Source organism: Plectonema cf. radiosum LEGE 06105 (assembly GCF_015207665.1).
Taxonomy (GTDB): domain Bacteria; phylum Cyanobacteriota; class Cyanobacteriia; order Cyanobacteriales; family Nostocaceae; genus Rivularia; species Rivularia radiosa_A.
Genome location: NZ_JADEWL010000003.1, coordinates 26,269 through 45,445, shown reverse-complemented (window position 1 = coordinate 45,445; position 19,177 = coordinate 26,269). Strand labels below are relative to the sequence as shown.

General features: G+C 38.8%; 19 protein-coding genes. 10 read left to right on the top strand and 9 right to left on the bottom strand.

The window, feature by feature from the left end; all coding sequences use genetic code 11:
- Positions 1–14 precede the first annotated feature (14 nt).
- The 3 genes from IQ247_RS01395 to IQ247_RS01385 are packed head-to-tail and all read right to left on the bottom strand — an operon-like array spanning position 15 to position 1,880.
- Entirely contained in the window at positions 15–734 is a 720-nt protein-coding gene (locus IQ247_RS01395; RefSeq protein WP_193916222.1) for a DUF4386 domain-containing protein, read from the bottom strand.
- 54 nt (positions 735–788) lie between these two features.
- Positions 789–1,256, bottom strand: a complete 468-nt coding sequence (locus IQ247_RS01390; RefSeq protein ID WP_193916219.1) for an anthrone oxygenase family protein — start codon at positions 1,254–1,256, stop codon at positions 789–791.
- Positions 1,257–1,304: 48 nt separating this feature from the next.
- Positions 1,305–1,880 (bottom strand): cupin domain-containing protein, encoded by a 576-nt coding sequence (locus IQ247_RS01385; RefSeq protein ID WP_193916216.1) that lies wholly within the window; start codon positions 1,878–1,880, stop codon positions 1,305–1,307.
- Between the two features lie 133 nt (positions 1,881–2,013).
- Here IQ247_RS01385 and IQ247_RS01380 point away from each other — a divergent pair, with 133 nt between their 5' ends.
- The 3 genes from IQ247_RS01380 to IQ247_RS01370 all read left to right on the top strand — a co-directional run bounded on the left by IQ247_RS01380 (position 2,014) and on the right by IQ247_RS01370 (position 5,291).
- Positions 2,014–3,048, top strand: coding sequence for an AraC family transcriptional regulator (locus tag IQ247_RS01380; RefSeq protein WP_228059388.1), 1,035 nt, complete (start codon positions 2,014–2,016; stop codon positions 3,046–3,048).
- A gap of 312 nt (positions 3,049–3,360) precedes the next feature.
- Positions 3,361–4,398 (top strand): polysaccharide pyruvyl transferase CsaB, encoded by a 1,038-nt coding sequence (csaB, locus tag IQ247_RS01375; protein ID WP_193916213.1) that lies wholly within the window; start codon positions 3,361–3,363, stop codon positions 4,396–4,398.
- 719 nt (positions 4,399–5,117) lie between these two features.
- Positions 5,118–5,291, top strand: a complete 174-nt coding sequence (locus IQ247_RS01370; RefSeq protein ID WP_193916210.1) for a hypothetical protein — start codon at positions 5,118–5,120, stop codon at positions 5,289–5,291.
- A gap of 187 nt (positions 5,292–5,478) precedes the next feature.
- Here IQ247_RS01370 and IQ247_RS01365 read toward each other — a convergent pair whose 3' ends face one another.
- Positions 5,479–8,154, bottom strand: a complete 2,676-nt coding sequence (locus IQ247_RS01365; RefSeq protein WP_193916207.1) for a transglycosylase domain-containing protein — start codon at positions 8,152–8,154, stop codon at positions 5,479–5,481.
- Between the two features lie 266 nt (positions 8,155–8,420).
- Here IQ247_RS01365 and folK point away from each other — a divergent pair, with 266 nt between their 5' ends.
- Entirely contained in the window at positions 8,421–8,906 is a 486-nt protein-coding gene (gene folK, locus IQ247_RS01360; protein WP_193916204.1) for a 2-amino-4-hydroxy-6-hydroxymethyldihydropteridine diphosphokinase, read from the top strand.
- 80 nt (positions 8,907–8,986) lie between these two features.
- Positions 8,987–9,535 carry an NUDIX hydrolase gene (locus tag IQ247_RS01355; RefSeq protein WP_193916201.1) on the top strand — a complete coding sequence of 183 codons (549 nt, stop codon included), beginning with the start codon at positions 8,987–8,989 and terminating at the stop codon, positions 9,533–9,535.
- Between the two features lie 414 nt (positions 9,536–9,949).
- Here IQ247_RS01355 and IQ247_RS01350 read toward each other — a convergent pair whose 3' ends face one another.
- Both IQ247_RS01350 and IQ247_RS01345 read right to left on the bottom strand, forming a co-directional pair.
- On the bottom strand, positions 9,950–10,366 hold the full coding sequence (locus IQ247_RS01350) for an ASCH domain-containing protein (RefSeq protein WP_193916198.1): 417 nt from the start codon (positions 10,364–10,366) through the stop codon (positions 9,950–9,952).
- A 188-nt stretch (positions 10,367–10,554) separates the two neighbouring features.
- Positions 10,555–11,484, bottom strand: coding sequence for a YihY/virulence factor BrkB family protein (locus IQ247_RS01345; RefSeq protein ID WP_193916195.1), 930 nt, complete (start codon positions 11,482–11,484; stop codon positions 10,555–10,557).
- 137 nt (positions 11,485–11,621) lie between these two features.
- On the opposite strand from IQ247_RS01345, the gene IQ247_RS01340 reads away from it, so the two are divergent.
- Together IQ247_RS01340 and IQ247_RS01335 are read left to right on the top strand one after the other, a co-directional pair.
- Positions 11,622–12,425, top strand: a complete 804-nt coding sequence (locus IQ247_RS01340; protein ID WP_193916192.1) for a potassium channel family protein — start codon at positions 11,622–11,624, stop codon at positions 12,423–12,425.
- A gap of 66 nt (positions 12,426–12,491) precedes the next feature.
- The gene (locus tag IQ247_RS01335; protein ID WP_193916189.1) at positions 12,492–12,866 is read left to right on the top strand and encodes a zinc ribbon domain-containing protein; all 375 of its coding nucleotides are present in this window, start codon (positions 12,492–12,494) and stop codon (positions 12,864–12,866) included.
- A 470-nt stretch (positions 12,867–13,336) separates the two neighbouring features.
- Here IQ247_RS01335 and IQ247_RS01330 read toward each other — a convergent pair whose 3' ends face one another.
- A complete protein-coding gene (locus tag IQ247_RS01330; RefSeq protein ID WP_193916186.1) occupies positions 13,337–13,918 on the bottom strand; it encodes a GNAT family N-acetyltransferase in 582 nt (193 codons plus the stop codon).
- Between the two features lie 690 nt (positions 13,919–14,608).
- Here IQ247_RS01330 and IQ247_RS01320 point away from each other — a divergent pair.
- Together IQ247_RS01320 and IQ247_RS01315 are read left to right on the top strand one after the other, a co-directional pair.
- Entirely contained in the window at positions 14,609–15,052 is a 444-nt protein-coding gene (locus IQ247_RS01320) for a tellurite resistance TerB family protein (RefSeq protein WP_193916179.1), read from the top strand.
- Between the two features lie 335 nt (positions 15,053–15,387).
- Entirely contained in the window at positions 15,388–16,752 is a 1,365-nt protein-coding gene (locus tag IQ247_RS01315) for a UDP-N-acetylmuramoyl-tripeptide--D-alanyl-D-alanine ligase (RefSeq protein WP_193916174.1), read from the top strand.
- Between the two features lie 281 nt (positions 16,753–17,033).
- Here the strand turns inward: IQ247_RS01315 and IQ247_RS01310 are convergent, their stop codons facing one another.
- Together IQ247_RS01310 and IQ247_RS01305 are read right to left on the bottom strand one after the other, a co-directional pair.
- A complete protein-coding gene (locus IQ247_RS01310) occupies positions 17,034–17,369 on the bottom strand; it encodes a hypothetical protein (RefSeq protein WP_193916171.1) in 336 nt (111 codons plus the stop codon).
- 222 nt (positions 17,370–17,591) lie between these two features.
- Positions 17,592–18,326 (bottom strand): glutathione peroxidase, encoded by a 735-nt coding sequence (locus IQ247_RS01305; protein WP_193916168.1) that lies wholly within the window; start codon positions 18,324–18,326, stop codon positions 17,592–17,594.
- Positions 18,327–18,583: 257 nt separating this feature from the next.
- Between IQ247_RS01305 and petJ the strand changes: the two genes are divergently transcribed.
- Positions 18,584–19,099: a cytochrome c6 PetJ gene (gene petJ, locus IQ247_RS33495; RefSeq protein WP_375341210.1), complete on the top strand. Its 516-nt coding sequence runs from the start codon at positions 18,584–18,586 to the stop codon at positions 19,097–19,099.
- Positions 19,100–19,177 lie beyond the last annotated feature (78 nt).

Genomic DNA, 19,177 nt, shown 5'->3' with positions numbered 1-19,177 from the left:
TAAGCCCTGATTAGTTAAGATGCTAGCCGTTTTTGAGGTACTCGCAGCAGGGAAATGCCTACAATTAATATCCAGACTTCCCATAGTATAAAGCCTATGGGGGTTGTTTCGATAACGGGCATTTGAGGTATTACTGTTGCTAAAAGTTCGCTTTGCCCCAAGAGCAGCAATGGTGTAGTAAATAATCCCCACCAAGCTACCCAAGATTTAAAAAGTGGTGACGATCGCATAACTAAACCTATTCCCAAAGTCCAACCGATTAATAAAGTTTGTCCTAAATGCTCGCCGATTACAACACCGCCATATTGATGTACTGCTTGATATACTACTCTGACTGCTTCTTGTGTGGTTGCGCTGGTGTTTGGATCGGTATGAAGATTTGCTAAAACTGGAACGACGAATACCCAGCGCATTAGTCCGATTGCTTGCAAAATGCCGGAAAGTGCGCCCATTGCAGTGATAGCAGGGAGATATGGTATATGATTACGGTCTATAACGCTGTGCAACAAAATACTAACGGGTGTTAATAATAAGGCAGTTAAGCCGAAAGCAAACCAGGTAAGAATTAATTGGGTTCCTCCTGCATGAAACTTTTTCAGGACAATCTCAACTGGTTCCCGGAGAATGTCGTCATATCCAAAGGTTTGAATTAGTAGCGTGTAAGGAATATTTGATAGGATGACTAGTAAAATAAACAAAATTCCCGTAGTACGAACCAGTTTTAAACGGATCATTAGTAATTCCTTGTATGAGTGCAAACAGCAATCAATCCAACCCAAATCTTGGGTTTAACAGCTTGTAGAAATTTGGCAGGCAACCGTCAGACAAATTAGTGCGATGACAAGGAAACCAACTCGGATTGCATGAAGTCGATCCCATCGTTTTCTTAAATCTTTCCAGCCATCGGGCAACTTTTCTAAGCTCATTTGACCGATCTTGTTGTTGATCGGTACTAACTTAACAATGGTGAAGAGAATTAATAAAGACCAAATTATTGCGGCGATCGTAGTAAAAAATAGTGCCGATCTATGATGTTGGAGTATAAAAGCGATGCCAATTGTAAGTATTAGTGTCGTAACATACCAGAATGGCATAATACTGCCGTAAATACGCGCAAGAGCTTTTGTTGAAGCAGCATGACATTTATCTTCTAATTGATTCAGTTGTGGATGTACAAATGCACTTACCGCAAGTTCGTTTCCAACCATTAACCCAGTCATAATTAGCGCGATTGATTGAAGTACAATTAATTGCATGATGTATTTATTTCATTTTCAAAACTAAAAATTGAAAATCTAATAACTTTAACGCCAGTATTTGACCAAGGAATCATCAACGTCACAAACCTGGGCTACCCAAACCAAAGTGTTAATTATCGAGCTAAATAGAATTGCTCGAATACCCACAGGAATGGTATCTGAAAGTTTAAGTAACATTGCAAATTGCAAAAGATTGGTTGGCATTCCTTCAGAATTGACTTTACCGTCGATGGCTAATCCATACATTCCGCGAATAAACTGCTCAAATCCTGCTGCGGGACGGTTTTCTGTCATAAAAGTAACCCAATCATCAGAAGCATTGCAAAAGCTGTGGTGCATTCCTGGTGGTACGTGTAAGCTTTCACCTGGTTGCAGAGTGCGTCGATTTCCTTTTTGTCCCACTTCCATTTCCAGACATCCCTCAATTACCGTAAAGGTTTCATCCATTTCGGTGTGGTAATGTAATGGGCTGCCTTTCGCACCGGGGGGTAAATCAAAGCAGATTTTGGCGTAATTTCCTTGACTTTGATGTGATGGGTGCAAAATTGTCATGCGATCGCCCGTAACTGGATTTACAATTGTCTCTAGGTTTGCTATTACCGAAAAATTTGGACTTGTCATTGTCAATTTATCCTGAGAAAATATCGTTGGAATTAATTGCTAACAGTTCAACAGTAAGGCTTTGTGCCAAAGTATGGATTGACACGTTACGCCAAAAAATTGATGGATTACGCCAATTAAAATGATTGATTAAATGATGCAGGAGGCTACCTTTTCAATCGCGATCGTGCGAGATATTGTGCAGTATGTAGGGGCGCAAGGAGTTGAGGTAGATTGCTTGTACAGCAATGCGAATATCGATCCGATTTGGCTCGAAGATCCCGATCGCCAGGTTTGTGGAGAAGTACTTAAATATCTGTGGCGCGAAGCAATAAAGCAAACTGGCGATCGCGATTTAGGATTACACATTGGTGAAGCGTTTGATCTTTGTGCCATTGGCATTGTGGGTTATGTGCTGCTGAATTGCCAAACCTACGGACAAGTACTCGAAAAGCTTTCTGGGTACACTCGTTTATTTAGTCAAGGTGTGGCAATTCACCACCAAGTCTCAGATGGTTGGGTATATTGTGAGTGCGAAATTATTGGCAATGTCAAAAATTATCTGTTGGATGAACCACGCCACCCGATTGAAAGCACGTTTGCGGCTCTGATCACCGCCACTCAACAGCTTACGGGGAAACCTCTTCTAATTGATTCTGTATGGTTTCAACATCCCTCTCCCGGAGATGATTCCGAACATCAGCGGATTTTTCAAACGGCGGTAAAATTTTCTCAACCCATAAATCGTATTGTGTTTGATGCTACCTGCTTAGATTGGGCAGTGCGATCGGCGAATATTAACTTGCTCAGTGTTTTTGAACTCCATGCAGCCGGTATGCTCAGCGCCCAGAATCAAGCGCAAGATTATACCCAAAAAGTCATAAAAGCTATTACTCATTCACTACAAGGAGAAATACCATTAATTGACGCGATCGCCCGTAATTTGATGATCAGTGTACGTCAACTCCAGCGAGAGTTACAGGCTGAAAACACTTCCTATCAAAAACTTCTAGATCAAACTCGTCAACAACTTGCCCTAGAGCATTTAAACAACCCAGAAACTTCAATTCATGATGTAGCATTTTTACTTGGCTTCTCTGAACCCAGTGCTTTTTATCGTGCCTTCAAGCGCTGGATGGGACAAACACCCAGAAGCTACCGCCAGAACAAAGGTAAATTATTAAGTTAAAAAATCCCAACCTATCCTTAAACTTTACGGAAGTTGTCACAAAAGTATCTTGTAGTGTGTCGCGATTCGTGGGAAATACATTTCTGGGTGGAGATAAATAAATAAATAAATAAATAAATATACATATATTATTTATTATTTATTATTTGTTTATTTATTCAGGACTGGGCGTTGGTGCGTGACACAGAAGAAGCTTATTTTTACATTAAAAATTACTCAAAGTGTCACACACCCTACAATAAAAAATGTGCCTTTTTGCTAAGTCCTATTATTTTTAAATCCAAAATCCAAAATCTAAAATCCAAAATCGATATGCGTGCTTTATTATCTGGGTATTACGGTCAAGGAAATGGTGGTGATGAGGCTTTGTTAGCAACGCTTTTACAAATGCTTCCTGAGTCGGTTACTTCTGTGGTTCTTTCTGGCAATCCGGAGGAAACTCAACGGCGTTACAATGTAGAAGCTTGTGAACGTAAGAATTTTAATGCGGTGATGCAGGCTTTACGTTCTTGCGATGCTTTTATTTGGGGTGGTGGCAGTTTAATTCAAGATGCAACCAGCGCTATTAGCCCATTTTATTATACTGGTTTGATGACAATAGCCCAAAAAAGAGGCATGAAAACTGTGGCTTGGGCGCAAGGAATTGGTCCTTTGAAACGTAATGCTACTCGCTGGTTAGCGCGTCAAAATTTTGCTGGCTGTACGGGGGTTAGTGTTCGCGATCGCGTTTCTGCTACTTTACTTCAGGAATGGGATATCCCCCATATCCTCGCACCTGACCCGGTTTGGGCGCTGGAATCTCAGTCTACACCGGGTATTTGGGATACTCCCGCACCAAGGGTTGCTGTTACTTTACGCGCTCATCCGGAACTTACACCAGTGCGAATAGATAATTTGACTAAGGCTTTAGTCGATTTTCAAAAGGCAACCCAATCTTTTATCCTACTAATACCATTTCAAAAAAGCAAGGATTTAAGTATCGCTCAAGCAATTCAACCAGCACTCAAAGATGTCAGTAAGATTGTTACCCTAGAAGAACCAACTATATTAAAAGGAATATATAGGGGTGTGGAAATGGCGATCGGAATGCGCTTGCACAGTTTGATTATGGCAGCAAGTGAAGGTTGTCGCTGTTTTGCGCTGAGTTATGATCCCAAAATTAATCGGTTGATGGAAGAATTAGAAATGCCGGGATGGGATATCAGTGAATTACCCGAAGATCCGAATGTAATCAGTACAACTTGGATTGAGCATTTCGCAAATGGACAAGCGCTTTCGGACGATAGAATTAAGTTTCTCACCGATAGGGCTTTGATACATCGAGAAGTTTTGCTGCAAGCGTTAACCTGAATTAACCATCAATCAGTCTATAGCGGTTTTCACTTGGGTGCAATACAAATTTTACCTCACCCCGCCCTTTGGGCACCCCTCTCCAAGGCATCGGAGAGGGGGAGGGGTTAAAAAGTAAAAAGTAAAAAGTAAAAAGATAATCCCCATAAATAAATTAAGGGGATTTGATAAGGACGTATTGTTTGAAGGCACTACGTGTCTCGAAACAAATGTTTTTACTTCGTTAATTTGCTGTATCTGCTATATAAAAACTAGACAAGTCTAGACTTTTATTTCTTGTTTCAACGGGGGCATGGGAGCGGTTAACCCTCAACAAGCTTACACGGTTAAGCCATCCGCGTGATTGTTAAACATCTTGATGTAGCTACGGTTTTTGCATATCAATCAAGAAAGCTTTTCTAAGATTTTAGCAAAAAACGAAGCATAAAATACATCAAAAAAATATAGACAATTGTCCCGAATTGACATTGCTTGTCTACAAAAAAGGTTACTAGTCAAAGCTCTACACATTGCACAGGAAATACGGATCTACAACCGATAGTTTTACTGAAGATGTTTTGTCCTAACACCGGATATACTCGTGTTTTGCGGGTAGCTCCGGATATGGAATCTCTGGGTACATTGGGATGTAGATCCACAAAATTTTGCTGTGGAAAGTTAGACGTAAAATTTTACGTTTTTACAAAAGTTTATCAGTTTGCACTTTACAAAAAACTCTCATGATTAAGCCAAAAATCAAACGCAAAATACCCCATTGTATCCAATGTCGCTTTTACGAGGGTAATATTATTGTTTGTAAAATGTTTCCTCATGGTCCGGAAAATAATTCATGTCCTTACTATGCACCAGACCCAGATGTTTCTATAGACCAAAATAGCAGCAGTAAATATTAATTATTAATTAAGAAAATTTTCTCAAATTATAGCAGTTTTCAATTGGGTGCAATACCAATAAAATTGCTAAAAATTGGGCGGACAGGGATGTCTACCCCACAATTTGAATGTATTCATAGAAATCTGAGGAGACGGACTGTATTACCAACGCCTCCTCTGACCTTCGGTGCTTGGTAGCAATCACTGATTATTGCGATGAACCTGGTCTGAGTCTCTCGCGCCAAGAAGGTGATGAACCCGACGACGACGAACTAGGAGCAGATTGTTTTTTAGGAGCAGGTGCAAAAGGCTGCTTAGACTTCGCTGGTGACGAGGAACGCTGTCTCTGGGGAGATGATGAGGAACGGTTTCTAGGAGAAGAATTTGGTTGGCTAGTTCTTCTGCGCCGTTGACTACGAGATGAACCAGAAGATGAACCAGAAGATGAATTTGAATTTACCCTGGGACGACGACGTGTCGGAGTAGTGGATTGTTGTTGGGTTTGAGAAGTACTTCTTCTACGACGAGTTCTTCTACTCCTGGTTGGACTATTGCTATTGCTTTCGGAATTAGTATTAGTAGTAGTAGTTCTTCTTCTGCTAGTACTTCTGCGCCGTGAAGAATTTCTGTTGGTTGTATTTTCGGAATTTTCGTTAGTGGATTCGTCTTCTGTTTGAGGAATCGTCTTGGTGACTAATCTTCTGGGTTTAATTGGCTGTGCTTTGATACTACCTTTCCTGGCGGTTAACTTGGGTCGTTCGGGGAACTTTTCAATGGGCATTCCATCAGTGGCTTCCTTCATAAATTGTTGCCAAGTGTAAGCAGCGGTGGTACTGTCGCCGTAGGTTGGTTGGTTATTGTCGTTACCCAACCATACACCCGTTACTAATTGAGGAATAAAGCCAATAAACCATAAATCTCTGGCTTCATCGGTGGTGCCTGTTTTACCTGCCACTGGGCGACCGATTTGAGCGCGGGTAGCTGTTCCGGATGTGACTACGTTTTGTAGCATCCAAGTTGTAATCGCGGCGCTATCAGCATCTAATGCTGGTTTTCCTTTAAAATGTGATGACCAAACGACTTCACTGTTACGGTTGAGAACACGGGTAATCGCGTGGGGTTCTACGTGCATTCCTTTGTTAGCAAATGTACCGTAAGCGCTGGTTAATTCTAGTAAATTTACTTCATTAGAACCGAGAGCCATGGAAATAACGGGCTTGATTTGGGATTTTATCCCCATCTTGTGAGCTAGATCGATAGTTGGCTGATATCCTACTTTCATCAATACTCTCACCGCGACAATATTAATTGACTTAGTGAGGGCATCTCTCATATTTATCCAGCCCCGAAAGCCTTCATCGTAGTTTTTTGGCTCGTAACCATCAATTACTATTGGTGAATCCAAATAACCGTCAAGGGGATTATTTCCGGCTGCTACTGCTGCTGCGTAAACAAATCCTTTGAATGTAGAACCTGGTTGTCTTTGGGCTTGGGTAACGCGATTAAATTTGTTTTGACCAAAGTCTTTTCCTCCAACCATCGCTTTAATTTCGCCATTGCGAGGATCTATAGCAACCATTGCTGCTTGTTTAAATCGCTGCCAGCGTCCTTCATTTTGCAAGGTTTTGTCTACTGCTGCTTCTGCTTTTTTCTGCCAAGTAGGATTAAGAGTAGTTTCTACTACTAATCCTCCCCCTTCTAAAACGTCTTTTTCCAGATATTTGGGCAATTCTTTCTGAATAAAAGTAATAAAATATGGTGCTTCTATTTGCAGTCGCTTGGGTAAGCTAGCTTTCACAGTTAACGGTTCTGATGCCGCTTGTTGTTTTTCGGCAGCTGTAATAAATCCATCTTCCAACATCCGTTGTAATACTAGATTACGTCTTTGTTTAGCTGCTTGGGGATTTTCTGCGGGTGAAAAGACATTGGGAGCAGGAGCTAAACCGGCAATTGTTGCGATTTCACCTAAACTCAACTCCGAAACTGGCTTGGAAAAATAAACCCAGGCTGCATCCGCCACACCATAAGCTCCGGAACCTAAATATACTAGATTCAAATATCTTTCTAATATCTGGTCTTTAGTTAATTCTTGTTCTAATTTCTGGGCTAAACGAACTTCTTGTAATTTGCGATTGACGGTTTTATTGCGATTTAAAAACAGAATTCGCGCTAACTGTTGAGTGATGGTACTTCCACCTTCTACCACTCCTCGCGATCGCAAATTATTCGTAACCGCCCGTAAAATTCCTTGAATGTCAATTCCGCTGTGTTGAGCAAATCTTCGATCTTCGGAAGCGATAAATGCTTTTTGTAGTTTATCGGGTATTTCTTCTATATTTAACTTTTCTCTTGTCGCTTCACCTTGCTGATACAAAATCGTACCATCACCAGCTTTAATTGTCAGGGTTCGCTCTCTAGAAGCAGCATTTAATTGGTCACGAGAAGGTAAAGTTTTATCTATCGACCACACACCATAACTAACAGCAATTATTCCACCGCTAACACCTAAAGTCGCCCAAACCCAATAGCGACGATAAAGCGGTTTTCCCTTGCCGGGAAGTTTGTCAAATACTTTGGCTGTAACTTTTTTAGCTTCACCGAAAAATTGCTTTGTTTTTCCACCTAAAGTTGTTGGTGATGACTCTGTAATTGATTCCCTATGCTCCGCTTCAATCCAATGAACCGGAGGCGACAATTTTTTAGCAATCAACTGCGAATCTTCATTATTTTTACCAGCCCCAACTAATTCTGTTGGCGGCGCATCTTTTGTGATTGATTCTGAGTTCTTGTTTACAGATTGATCTGATTGAGAACTCAGCTTGTTTTTGGTTCCATTACTCAACCTATCTGCTCGTTGCCTGAACCAAGAGGTAAACTTCGCCACGTTAGTTCCTCGCTTCGACTAATTGCAACTTAACCACCACGAAAAGCGTCTCAGATTGTTGCCCCATAACCGTGTTAGTATAATACCCTATAGATATAAATATTTAAATTTATATTTAATAATAGATTTAATATCTTACAAGCTAATATGTGGGTTTTTTTTAAGATTTATTGCTGAAGGTTTGTATTTATTAATACTTTTTATCCGTAACATTAACTAATTTACCATAAGACCTGACATTTGTTTGTATTCGGGAGATATATAGTGTGCATATTAGCGCTATTGCTTTTGGTAGTAATATGGGAGATTCACGGGCAATTTTATCAGCATCTGTAAAAATTTTATGTCAAATTCCAGGCATTACACTTAAGGCAAAATCAAATTTGTACAAAACCAAAGCAGTCGGCCCACCGCAACCAGATTATTTAAACGGCTGCATCAGCGTATATGTAGATATAGAACCCTTCAAACTGTTAGAAATTTTATTAGAAATTGAAAATCAATTTGGACGCGAAAGAAAAGAACATTGGGGAGCGCGGACTTTAGATTTAGATTTGTTATTATACGATGACTTAATATTAAATACCCCGACTCTACAAATTCCCCATCCGCGAATGATACAGCGAGCTTTCGTATTAGTTCCCCTAGCAGAAATTGCTCCAGATTGGGTAGAACCAGTTAGCAAACGTGTAATAAAAGACCTTGTTAAAGAGGTAGACTGTTCTGATGTATGCCTGTTTACAGGCGACTAATTTTTAGGGTTATAAGTTACAACAAAGCCAATAAAAAATCAACTGTTGGCGTTGCAATTGGTACTTTCAAAAAACTAACTATGGCATTAGGCAGAGAACTACCGCAGTTATTAAAGCAGCGTTTATTGTATAGAGGACGAAAGTTTAATTTTGAAGTGAATCGCTTACGCTTACCCAACAAAGCCGAAGGAGATTGGGAATGTGTTCGTCATCCTGGTGGTGCTTTAGCGATTCCCGTAACTCAATACGGTAAATTAATCCTGTTGCGTCAGTATCGTTTCGCAGTTGGTGGAAGGCTATTAGAATTTCCCGCAGGTACGGTAGAAGATTCGGAAAGTCCTTTTGATACAATCAAGCGCGAAATACAAGAAGAAACAGGTTATCGTGCTGGTAAATGGCAGAAATTAGGAGAATTTTTCCTTGCACCGGGATATTCCGATGAGATAATTTACGCATATCTAGCGGAGGATTTAGAAAAATTAGAAGTACCGCCAAAATTAGATGAAGATGAAGACATCGAAGTTTTGTTTTTCACCCCCGCAGAATTAGAGAAAGCGATTTTACAAGGAGAACCCGTTGATTCTAAATCCATTTCCAGCTTTATGTTAGCTCGTCCTTATTTGAGTTAAAGCGCGATAAGCCTTCGCGATCGCATTAAGCGTGGCAAAAATAACCAATGTAGAGACGTTGCAATGCAACGTCTCCAAGATTTTGCTTGATATATAAAGGCTTTTAGATTCCCGTTGTTGAAACCAAAACTAATCCCTCCACCGGAATTAAAATGGCTGCATATCCTCATTAACTCAGCTTTTCGCGCACAAGCTTTTCAACTGTATTTAAGAGGATGTTTCAAAAGTCAAATTATATACTTTGCCTGGCGACTGTAAGTCGCACGCCACTTGCTACAACGGGGGGAACCCCCGCAACGCAGTGGCTTGGCTACACCAGCAAAACCCGCCTGCACGGGTTATAAATTGCTTAGTCCACGCAGGTGGACTTTGCCTGTCTAGTAGCGGTTTAAACCGCCGGATACTTTTAAAACATCATCTAAGCAAATACTCTCGTATTTGTTCAGATGCCAAAGTAAAAGCTATTTTTTCGACATCTGTTTTTGCTCCCCAGAATATTGCTTGTTTTCCTTTGACTCCTTCTACAGGACGGCTAAACTTGATAGGATTAGCTAATTGATAAGCATAATCTCCTGAAAAACCAACACAATTAATGATTTTGACTGCGCCAATAATCGCACCACGTTTGACTTTTGTCGGCTCGATGCCATAATCAGCAAAATAATCATCACTTTGTTTGGATTGAGAAGCGTGGATTAAAACCCATCCTCTACAATTTGTGGGTTGCGATCGATATTCATCTTTTTTGATTCCTAGACATATAGCATAGGCATGAGGAGCATGGATGCTGATAGCTTTTAGCTTTGGCGGATAATTTATTTCAATACTCATAAGTTATAAAAATCATGAAAATCAAGCGCTACTAATATAGGCGCGTTTTGATGATTTTTATGAAATCCAAGTAAAAATCACTATATATTCAGTAAAAACAAAAATACGGGAGACGTTGCAGTGCAACGTCTCTACATTAGTTACAGGTAATCAAGTAAAAATATTTGGTAATTATTCAAGAATACAATTCAATTTCTTCGGGGAGAATTTCTCCGTTTCATTCCTTGTTTAGCTCGATCTATTTCGGGTACTCTCATGGAGTTTTCATCTGGAACAATGTGAGAACCATATTTACTTGCATAAACTTGGGTAAATTCGGCACCAAAAAAGATGATTTGAGCGGCATAGTTAATCCAAGCTAAAAGTACTATCAACGAACCCGCAGCACCGTAAGCCGAACCAAAACTACCGTTACCTAAATATAAACCCAGCAGAGATTTACCAATTACGAATAATAATGAAGTAATCGCAGCACCAATCCAGACATCATTCCAAGCAATTTTCGCATCTGGCATTACTTTGTAAATTAAAGCAAACAATAGTGTAATAACTACAAAAGAAATCATAAAATTAGTAATTTGCCATAAAAAATCAAACCCCGGTAGTAAACCGCTAAAATAATTAACCATCGCAGTTAAAGTCGTATTGACAATCAGCGATACTAATAATAAAAAGCCGACACCACCAACCATTGCAAAAGATAAAAAACGTTTGCGGAGAGTTTGCCAAATATTCCTTCCTGGTTTTGGTTGTACTTCCCAAATCGTGTTGAGTGCATCTTGAATTTGAGCAAAAACGTTACTAGCACCGAATAATAAAACACCAATACTGATAATTGAAGCGATATTACGTGTATCTGGTTTTTGAGCATTTTGCAGCGCTGTTTGGATTACCTCCGCACCATCTCTACCCACCAAACCCTGTATTTGTCTGACAATCTCACCGCTAGCAGCTTCATCTCCAAATACAGCACCCGCGATCGCGATCGCAATAATCAACAATGGTGCTAAGGAAAAAATCGTGTAATATGACAAAGCAGCAGCCAAACGAGAAGCTTTATCATCATTCCATTCTTTAAATGTTTCCTTTAATAACCTCCAAATCTGCTTTAAACTCATCAAAATTCTCCTTGTAGCGGGATGTAACCGATTAATTATTCATTGATACTAAAAATATTTATTGAAAAGCATCTTCCCAAAGGTATTTGTATCGCTTTCTTGAGGAAGAGTTGCAATATTATTTACAGCGTCAATTTATGTCACAAATGAATCCAATCGAAAAATCCGAGTTAGAACAAGAATTAACTGATTTTGTTCAACAACTTGATGACTGGTTAGAAATGCCGATGGTAATATTGGGCTTTATCTGGCTGGTACTGTTAGTAGTTGAATTAATTTGGGGGGTGATTCCCTTGCTTGAAGCCGTTTCTACAACTATCTGGATTCTATTTATTTTTGATTTTCTACTTACATTTTCCATTTCTCCACATAAATTTAAATATCTCAAAAATAACTGGCTTATAGGTATTTCCCTGCTAATTCCAGCGTTACGAGTGTTTCGATTTGTGCGAGTTTTGCAGTTAGCCAAAGTTGCCCGTACCACACGCTCGCTGCGGTTATTGCGGATAGTCGGCTCCTTGAATCGGGGAATGCGATCGCTAAGAACTACTATGACGCGGCGAAATTTCGGCTATGTAGTAGGACTCACTTTAATTGTGACTTTCGTTGGTGCTGCGGGAATGTATGCATTTGAAAGTAATCTCCCCAACGGAGAAGGAATTAAAAGTTACAGCAATGCTTTGTGGTGGACAGCAATGTTAATGACCACTTACGGAGGCGATTATTCCCCCAAAACTGCGGAAGGTCGAGTATTATGCTTTATTTTAGCTCTATATGCTTTTACCGTATTCGGTTACGTTACGGCAACACTTGCGACATTTTTTATTGGTAGAGATGCGGAAGATGAAGCAACACTCGCTAGTTCCCAATCAATTACTGCTTTACATGAAGAAATTAAAGCATTAAGAACAGAAATTCAAGCAATGAGAAGTGGGAAGTAGGGAATAGGGAATAGAGAATTGATTAGTTAGAATCAAGATGTTCAACCACTACATTTTAAATCGACTGTGGACACTGCAACTTGCCCTCGCTGCAAACAAACCGTAAACTCACAGGCTGTCACCTGTCCTTTTTGTCGTACTCAACTTAAAGCTTATGGACACCCCGGAATCCCTTTACATCAAGCTGCGGGGGCGGATGAATATCTTTGTGACACCTGTACTTATCACGCTGACGATACTTGTAACTATCCCCAACGTCCCTACGCTAAGGAATGTATTCTTTACCAAAATTTAGAACAACGCAATTTAGATTTACTTTCTCAAAATCAAAAACCAAGGGTGAATGTAAGCATTAATAATTGGATAAAACGCAATCAAAGTTTATTATTAATAATTAGTTTATTCTTAATTTGTTTTTTATTAGTTTTGTCTCGTTCTTAACAGAGAACACAAGAAAAAAGAAGTTTTGAGTTAGGAGTTTTGAGTTAGGAGTTTTGAGTTAGGAGTTTTGAGTTAGGAGTTAGAGGATGTTTTGAAAGTCTAATTTAATACTTCACCTGGCGACTAGAAGTCACGGCTACACCGGCACCCGCAGTAAGGCGGGTTTGAAATTAACTAGTCCACCTTACGGTGGACTTTGTTTATGTAGTAGAGCCAGTGCGTTGCGGAGGCTCCCTCCGTTGTAGCAACTGGCGTGCGGTTTAAACCGCCGGATACTTTTAAAACATCCTCTTAGGAGTTAGGAGTTTTGAGTTTTGAGTTTTGAGTTTTGAGTTAGGAGTTTTGAGTTAGGAGTTTTGAGTTTTGAGTTTTGAGTTTTGAGTGGGAAAATCAATCCGTCACTCAACGCTTACCGCTTACCACTTACTTGTGAGAAATCCAGGATTTAACCTTTAACCTTTAACCTTTCTTTAACCTTTGGGAATTTTGTATTCAACCAGATTTAAAATTCTACCGCTTAAATTTCTTTTCTGATAAGTTCGGACAATTTCCCCACGTAATTTTTGCGGTATTCTGCGGCTGGGATAATTTTCTTGATCTACGGGATAAGTAAAATATTCGCAATCTAAATTTTCTTCACACCAATTTTTCATGGTTACGACTGTTTCTAAACCATAACCATTATGATGGGCTGTTTTTTTTAACCAAATACCAAATTCTGGGTGTTGACTATTGATGCGATGAATTCCAGCACAACCCAAAAATTCTTGAGAGTCTTTTCTTAAAATTACTACTATTAATTCATGTTCATTTTTCATCCCTTCCAGAGAGTTTTTGATGAATGATGTTGTTTCAATGATATTTTTAGCTGGACGAGGATACATATAAGTTGTAATCTCTTCAGTAAAAGTTTCAAAAATCTGTTTTTTATATGCCAATGATATCGATTTGAGCAAAAGGCGATCGCTAATCATTTCTATTTTTAATAAAGAATCCTGTGGTGTCACCTGTTCTTGAAATATTTTACTAATTAAGTCTTTGGCTAATTTCATTTTTTATACTCCTAAAATAGTTATAAATTAAACCAGATTGCCATATGTTTATTTAAGCTTGATATTATCGCTTTCCAATTGCTTGGATGTGCTGTAAATTATTTTACTAAGTTTTCATGAGTAATTTACGTAATTAATGACAATTTGATTAAAAAATCAATTTTCTATAAAACAAAATTAGCTAATATCCTGACAAAAACTCATCTAATCTTTAAAAACAAAATGTTATAACAGTATCAGTTGGAATGCTTAAGTTTTGTTAAGATACCAATATAAGTGTTTTCTCTGCGGAAATAGAACGCCAAAAGCTGGAGAATTCAATAGTACTAGTTACCCTTTTAGTTGAAATAAAAGCTATGACCACCTACATTTTCTTCGACGAAGCCCTACATATATTTGTAAAAGCCTTCTTAGCATCGATCACGTTGTTGCTCGCTACATCCGGAATTGGGCTGGTAGTAATCGGGACAATTGAAAAAACAAGCGAACATCATCCTTATTCAAAGAATTTTCGATAACACTACAGAAACAAAATATTCTTTTCTCAAAAAAGCTGGGTGCAAGTGTTCGCTTGACACTAAACTTGGGAACACTATACTTACCCAGTCTTGATGGTATGAATATTTACCAAGATTAATGAGTCTACGTAAATATACTTCCAAAAAGACTCTATTTAAGGAGTAAGTTGTAATGAGTCTATTTGATAGGGCATCCGGTTCTCAAGGTGGAGTAAAAAACGCACTCAGCCCAGCAGAAGCTTTTACAGCAATTGCTTTGATTGCAGTTGCTTCAGACGGTAATCTTTCACAAAAACAAGCCCATGAAATTTATCAAGCGCTGTCTCATCTAAAGCTGTTTAAAAGCTACTCCGAGGATGATATGCTATCGATGTTTGATATCTTGTCAGGTATTATTCGACACGAAGGTGTAAATGACTTGTTTGATTCTGCTAAAGATTCTATGCCGGAGGATTTGAGGGAAGCAGCCTTTGCAATAGCTACAGATTTAGTTTTGGCTGATGGTATCCTTGCCGAAGAAGAAGATTTTTTAACGGAGTTGTATCAAGCTTTGCGTATTCAAAGCGAGATAGGTCAAAAAATCATCGAAGTGATGTTTATTAAAAATCGTGGATAGTCACGACTTCCAATCAAAATTTAATATTTTTCTTAATCAATGGGTGATTAAAGCAGCACAGAGCGCTTTTTACCGGAACTTGTTCAATTGAATAACCATATTTTTCAATGTGCCATCATGAGTATCAACTTGTGGTGGTACATTTTACTGAGGATATTTTTTATCTAATCTGCCAACTATATGTAAAAATGTTAAATTCGGTACTTTATATTTTTCCCAAAGAAACTATAGGATTAGAGAACTTTGTTTGCTTCTATTATTTCTATTATTTGCAAACGGTTCGATAATTATTGAACTAAATAAATTAACTTTCGTAATCCCAAACACCCGGTATTATGCCCTGTTCTGCCACCCTCAAACAACTAGTTGAATTGCTTGGTGCTACTTGTGTAAATCTATCAGAAACAGCTTTTGCACAATCATTCTTTGGTATACAAACAGACAGTAGAATTATTAAGCCCGGAGAAATATTTGTCGCTTTTCGTGGTGAAAACTTTGATGGACATAGGTTTGTCGTGACAGCAATTGAAAAAGGTTCACCCGCAGCAATTGTTGATTTTGAATACGACAATCAGCAATTTCCCGTATTGCAAGTTACAAATACTCTTGAAGCTTATCAAAAAATCGGTCAATGGTGGCGCAATCAATTTTCAATACCGATAATTGGGGTGACGGGTTCGGTGGGTAAAACTACAACCAAAGAGTTAATTGCCGGAGTTTTAAGCACTCAAGGAAGAGTTCACAAAACTTATGCTAATTTCAATAATGAAATTGGCGTACCAAAAACTCTTTTAGAATTAGAGCCAGAACATGATTACGCAGTTATTGAAATGGCAATGCGGGGAATGGGACAAATTGCCGAACTTACCCAAATTACCCGTCCCACTATTGCCGTAATTACTAACGTCGGAACTGCTCATATTGAGTTACTTGGTTCAGAAGAAGCTATAGCTCAAGCTAAATGTGAAGTTTTAGCAGAAATGCCTGCTGATGGGATCGCAATTCTCAATTACGATAATCCACTTTTGATGGAAACGGCAGCGAAAGTTTGGCAAGGTAAAGTTATTAGTTTTGGTTTTACCGGCGGAGATATCCACGGTAAATTAATTGATAATTATACATTGGAAATCGCTGGTTTACGCTTACCCTTACCAATGCCGGGAAGACATATTGCCGCTAACTACATGGCAGCTTTAGCAGTCGCCCAAGTTTTAGGTATTGATTGGAATTGTTTTAAAAACGGTGTCACGGTAGATATGCCGTCGGGGCGATCGCAACAATTTACCTTGCTCAACGATGTGCTAATCTTAGATGAAACTTATAATGCTGCACCAGAAGCTATGGTCGCAGCGTTGAATTTACTAGCCGAAACTCCAGGAAAGCGACGGATTGCTGTACTCGGTGCAATGAAAGAACTCGGAGATAAATCCGAACAACTCCATCAACTCGTTGGGGAAACAGTACGCTCTCTAAATTTAGATGCCTTGATGGTATTGGTTAACTGTAAGGACGCACAAGCTATAGCCAAAAGCGCTAAAGGCATTCCCATCCAATGCTATTCCACCCACAACGAACTAGCAACCGGCTTAAAGCAATACCTCCGAGATGGCGATCGCATTTTATTCAAAGCAGCCCATTCTGTCGGACTCGATCAAGTCGTAAATCGATTACGGGAGGATTTGAGCAAATCAGCAGCCTAATAAAGGTTTAAGGTCAAAGGTTTAAGGTTAGAGGTTAAGAGTTAGGAGTTTTTCGACTTCAAGTGGGACTCCAATTAGGTTATTAATCTCGGTTGTTTGAGAAAAAAGCTTTGAAAAACGCTAAAGTTAAATATGAGCTATTAAGGCTCTAGCTCAACTCTAAAACTATTTTTTTGATATTTTTAACTTTGCCTTAATGCCACCCTATCCAGAGTTAGAGTTAGGAATTAGGAGTTAACAGTTCTTTATTACCAACCTTTAACCTTTAACCTTTAACCTGATTATCTATTTTCAGTAAAATAATAAGCCCGAATATAACGCCTTTGAAATAAAATTGCCCCTAAATTGCTGAATAAACAGGTAATTGACAACCACAACAAAATATAAGTCGGAAGCTGTACAACACCAATCATGAACCAGGTGTAAACGTGCAAAATCATTGTTAGTGCAAAAAAGGTAGCAATTGCTGCTGATTGCAAAACTTGAGACAATGGACGATGAAGCGCAGCAAGAACCATTGTTGACAATGTAGTGATTAGATTTGCTGGAACCAAAAAGGCACAAATAGTTACACAGTGGTTGCGGGAAAACTCGGTTATTGTATTAAAATCAAGCATCAATTTTTGTTAATATTTTCCACTCACTATCACTTGTTTAACACATTTACGAAAAAACTAAATGTGTTTCAATATATATTTTTCACTAAATTAAGAAAAAATTAAGATTAATCAATATAGGGAATCGATACAGAAAAATTAGTTACAGCATATTTCATCTTTATGAGGCAGATTCGGACGGGCAGGGATGCCCATCCCACAATTTATTAGAAGCTAGAAGGTTTATTTAACCCCAAAGTGTGCAGCTACAGCTTCCGAATCTCCAATTAATTTACCATCGATAAACACTTGAGGAACCGTAGTTGCACCTGTCGCAGCTCTTAAACCACGAGTATTGAAATCTCTGTTCAAGGTAATTTCTTCGTAAACTAAGCCTTGATTTTTTAATATCTCTTTAGCACGAGCGCAGAAAGGACAACCTTCTTTAGAAAACATGAAAACGCCTTGGGGCTTTGCAGCTTGGGGATTAATATACTTAAGCATTGTATCTGCATCGGATACCTTGAAGGGGTCTCCTGGCTCTTCTGGCTCGATGAACATTTTCTCAATTACACCATCCTTGACAAGCATGGAATAACGCCAGGAACGCTTACCAAAACCTAAGTCGGTTTTATCAACTAGCATTCCCATTCCATCAGAAAATTCACCGTTACCGTCGGGTATTAAAGTTACATTCTCCGCTTCTTGGTCTTTCGCCCATTCGTTCATCACGAAGGAATCATTTACCGAAATACAAATAATATCGTCTACGCCATTTTCTTTGAAAACTGGAGCCAGTTCGTTATATCCTGGTAAGTGCGTTGAGGAACAAGTTGGAGTAAACGCTCCGGGTAAAGAAAAGACAACCACAGTTTTACCTTTGAATAATTGATCTGTGGTGATATTTTTCCAATCATTGTTCTCGCGAACTCGGAATGTGACGTTAGGAACTTTTTGTCCTTCTTTGTTAGGCAACATAAATAAAACTATGAAGATAAATTCAACTCCTTAAGCGTAGTCGTTATGACTATGTTTGTCAACCTGTAAACTCTTTGCTAAGGAGATGGAAATGGGCGGCAAATTACCAATTGACAATTATCAACTGTTGATTTTTGATTTTGATGCTTAGTTTTTGGAAAATTTGTATATTATTGTCATTTAATATCCGTATATTTAACGATAAGCTTGACTGTGCAAAAGGTAAATAAGGTTGGGTTGATTACAGGAAAAAATCTATGAAAAAAATACTATCTATTGTGTTTTTGGTGATACCTTTATTGTTTTTCACCTATGCTTGTGGTGAGGAAACTCAAGCAACGGTTGCTCCAAGTGTTGAACAAGTTGCTCCTGTGGAAGTCACCAAAGTTGTTGAGAAAACTAAGACAGTTGCTGAGCCTGTTGAAATTGCCAAAGTTGCTGAAGAAAAGCCTGCTGTTGCGTCTGTAGAAGTTACTTCCGAACAAGAATCGGTAGTAAAACCTGTGGTTATGGCTGTTTCTCATGAGCAAGGTGCTAAATTGTTCACACAAAATTGTGCAGCTTGTCATGCAGGTGGAGGAAATTTAGTTAATGCACAGAAAACTTTGAAAAAAGAAGCTCTAGAAAAGTACGATATGTATTCTAAAGAGGCAATTGTTTATCAGGTAACTAATGGTAAGAATGCAATGCCTGCTTTTGGCAAACGTTTATCTAGCGAACAGATTGAACAGCTTGCTGAATATGTTTTAGCTCAAGCTGATAAAGGTTGGTAAAAATTTAGCTTGAAATTCTGATAAACATTATTAGAAAATTTAGTGGTTAATAGTGGTTGTTTCGTATAGACTAGTACG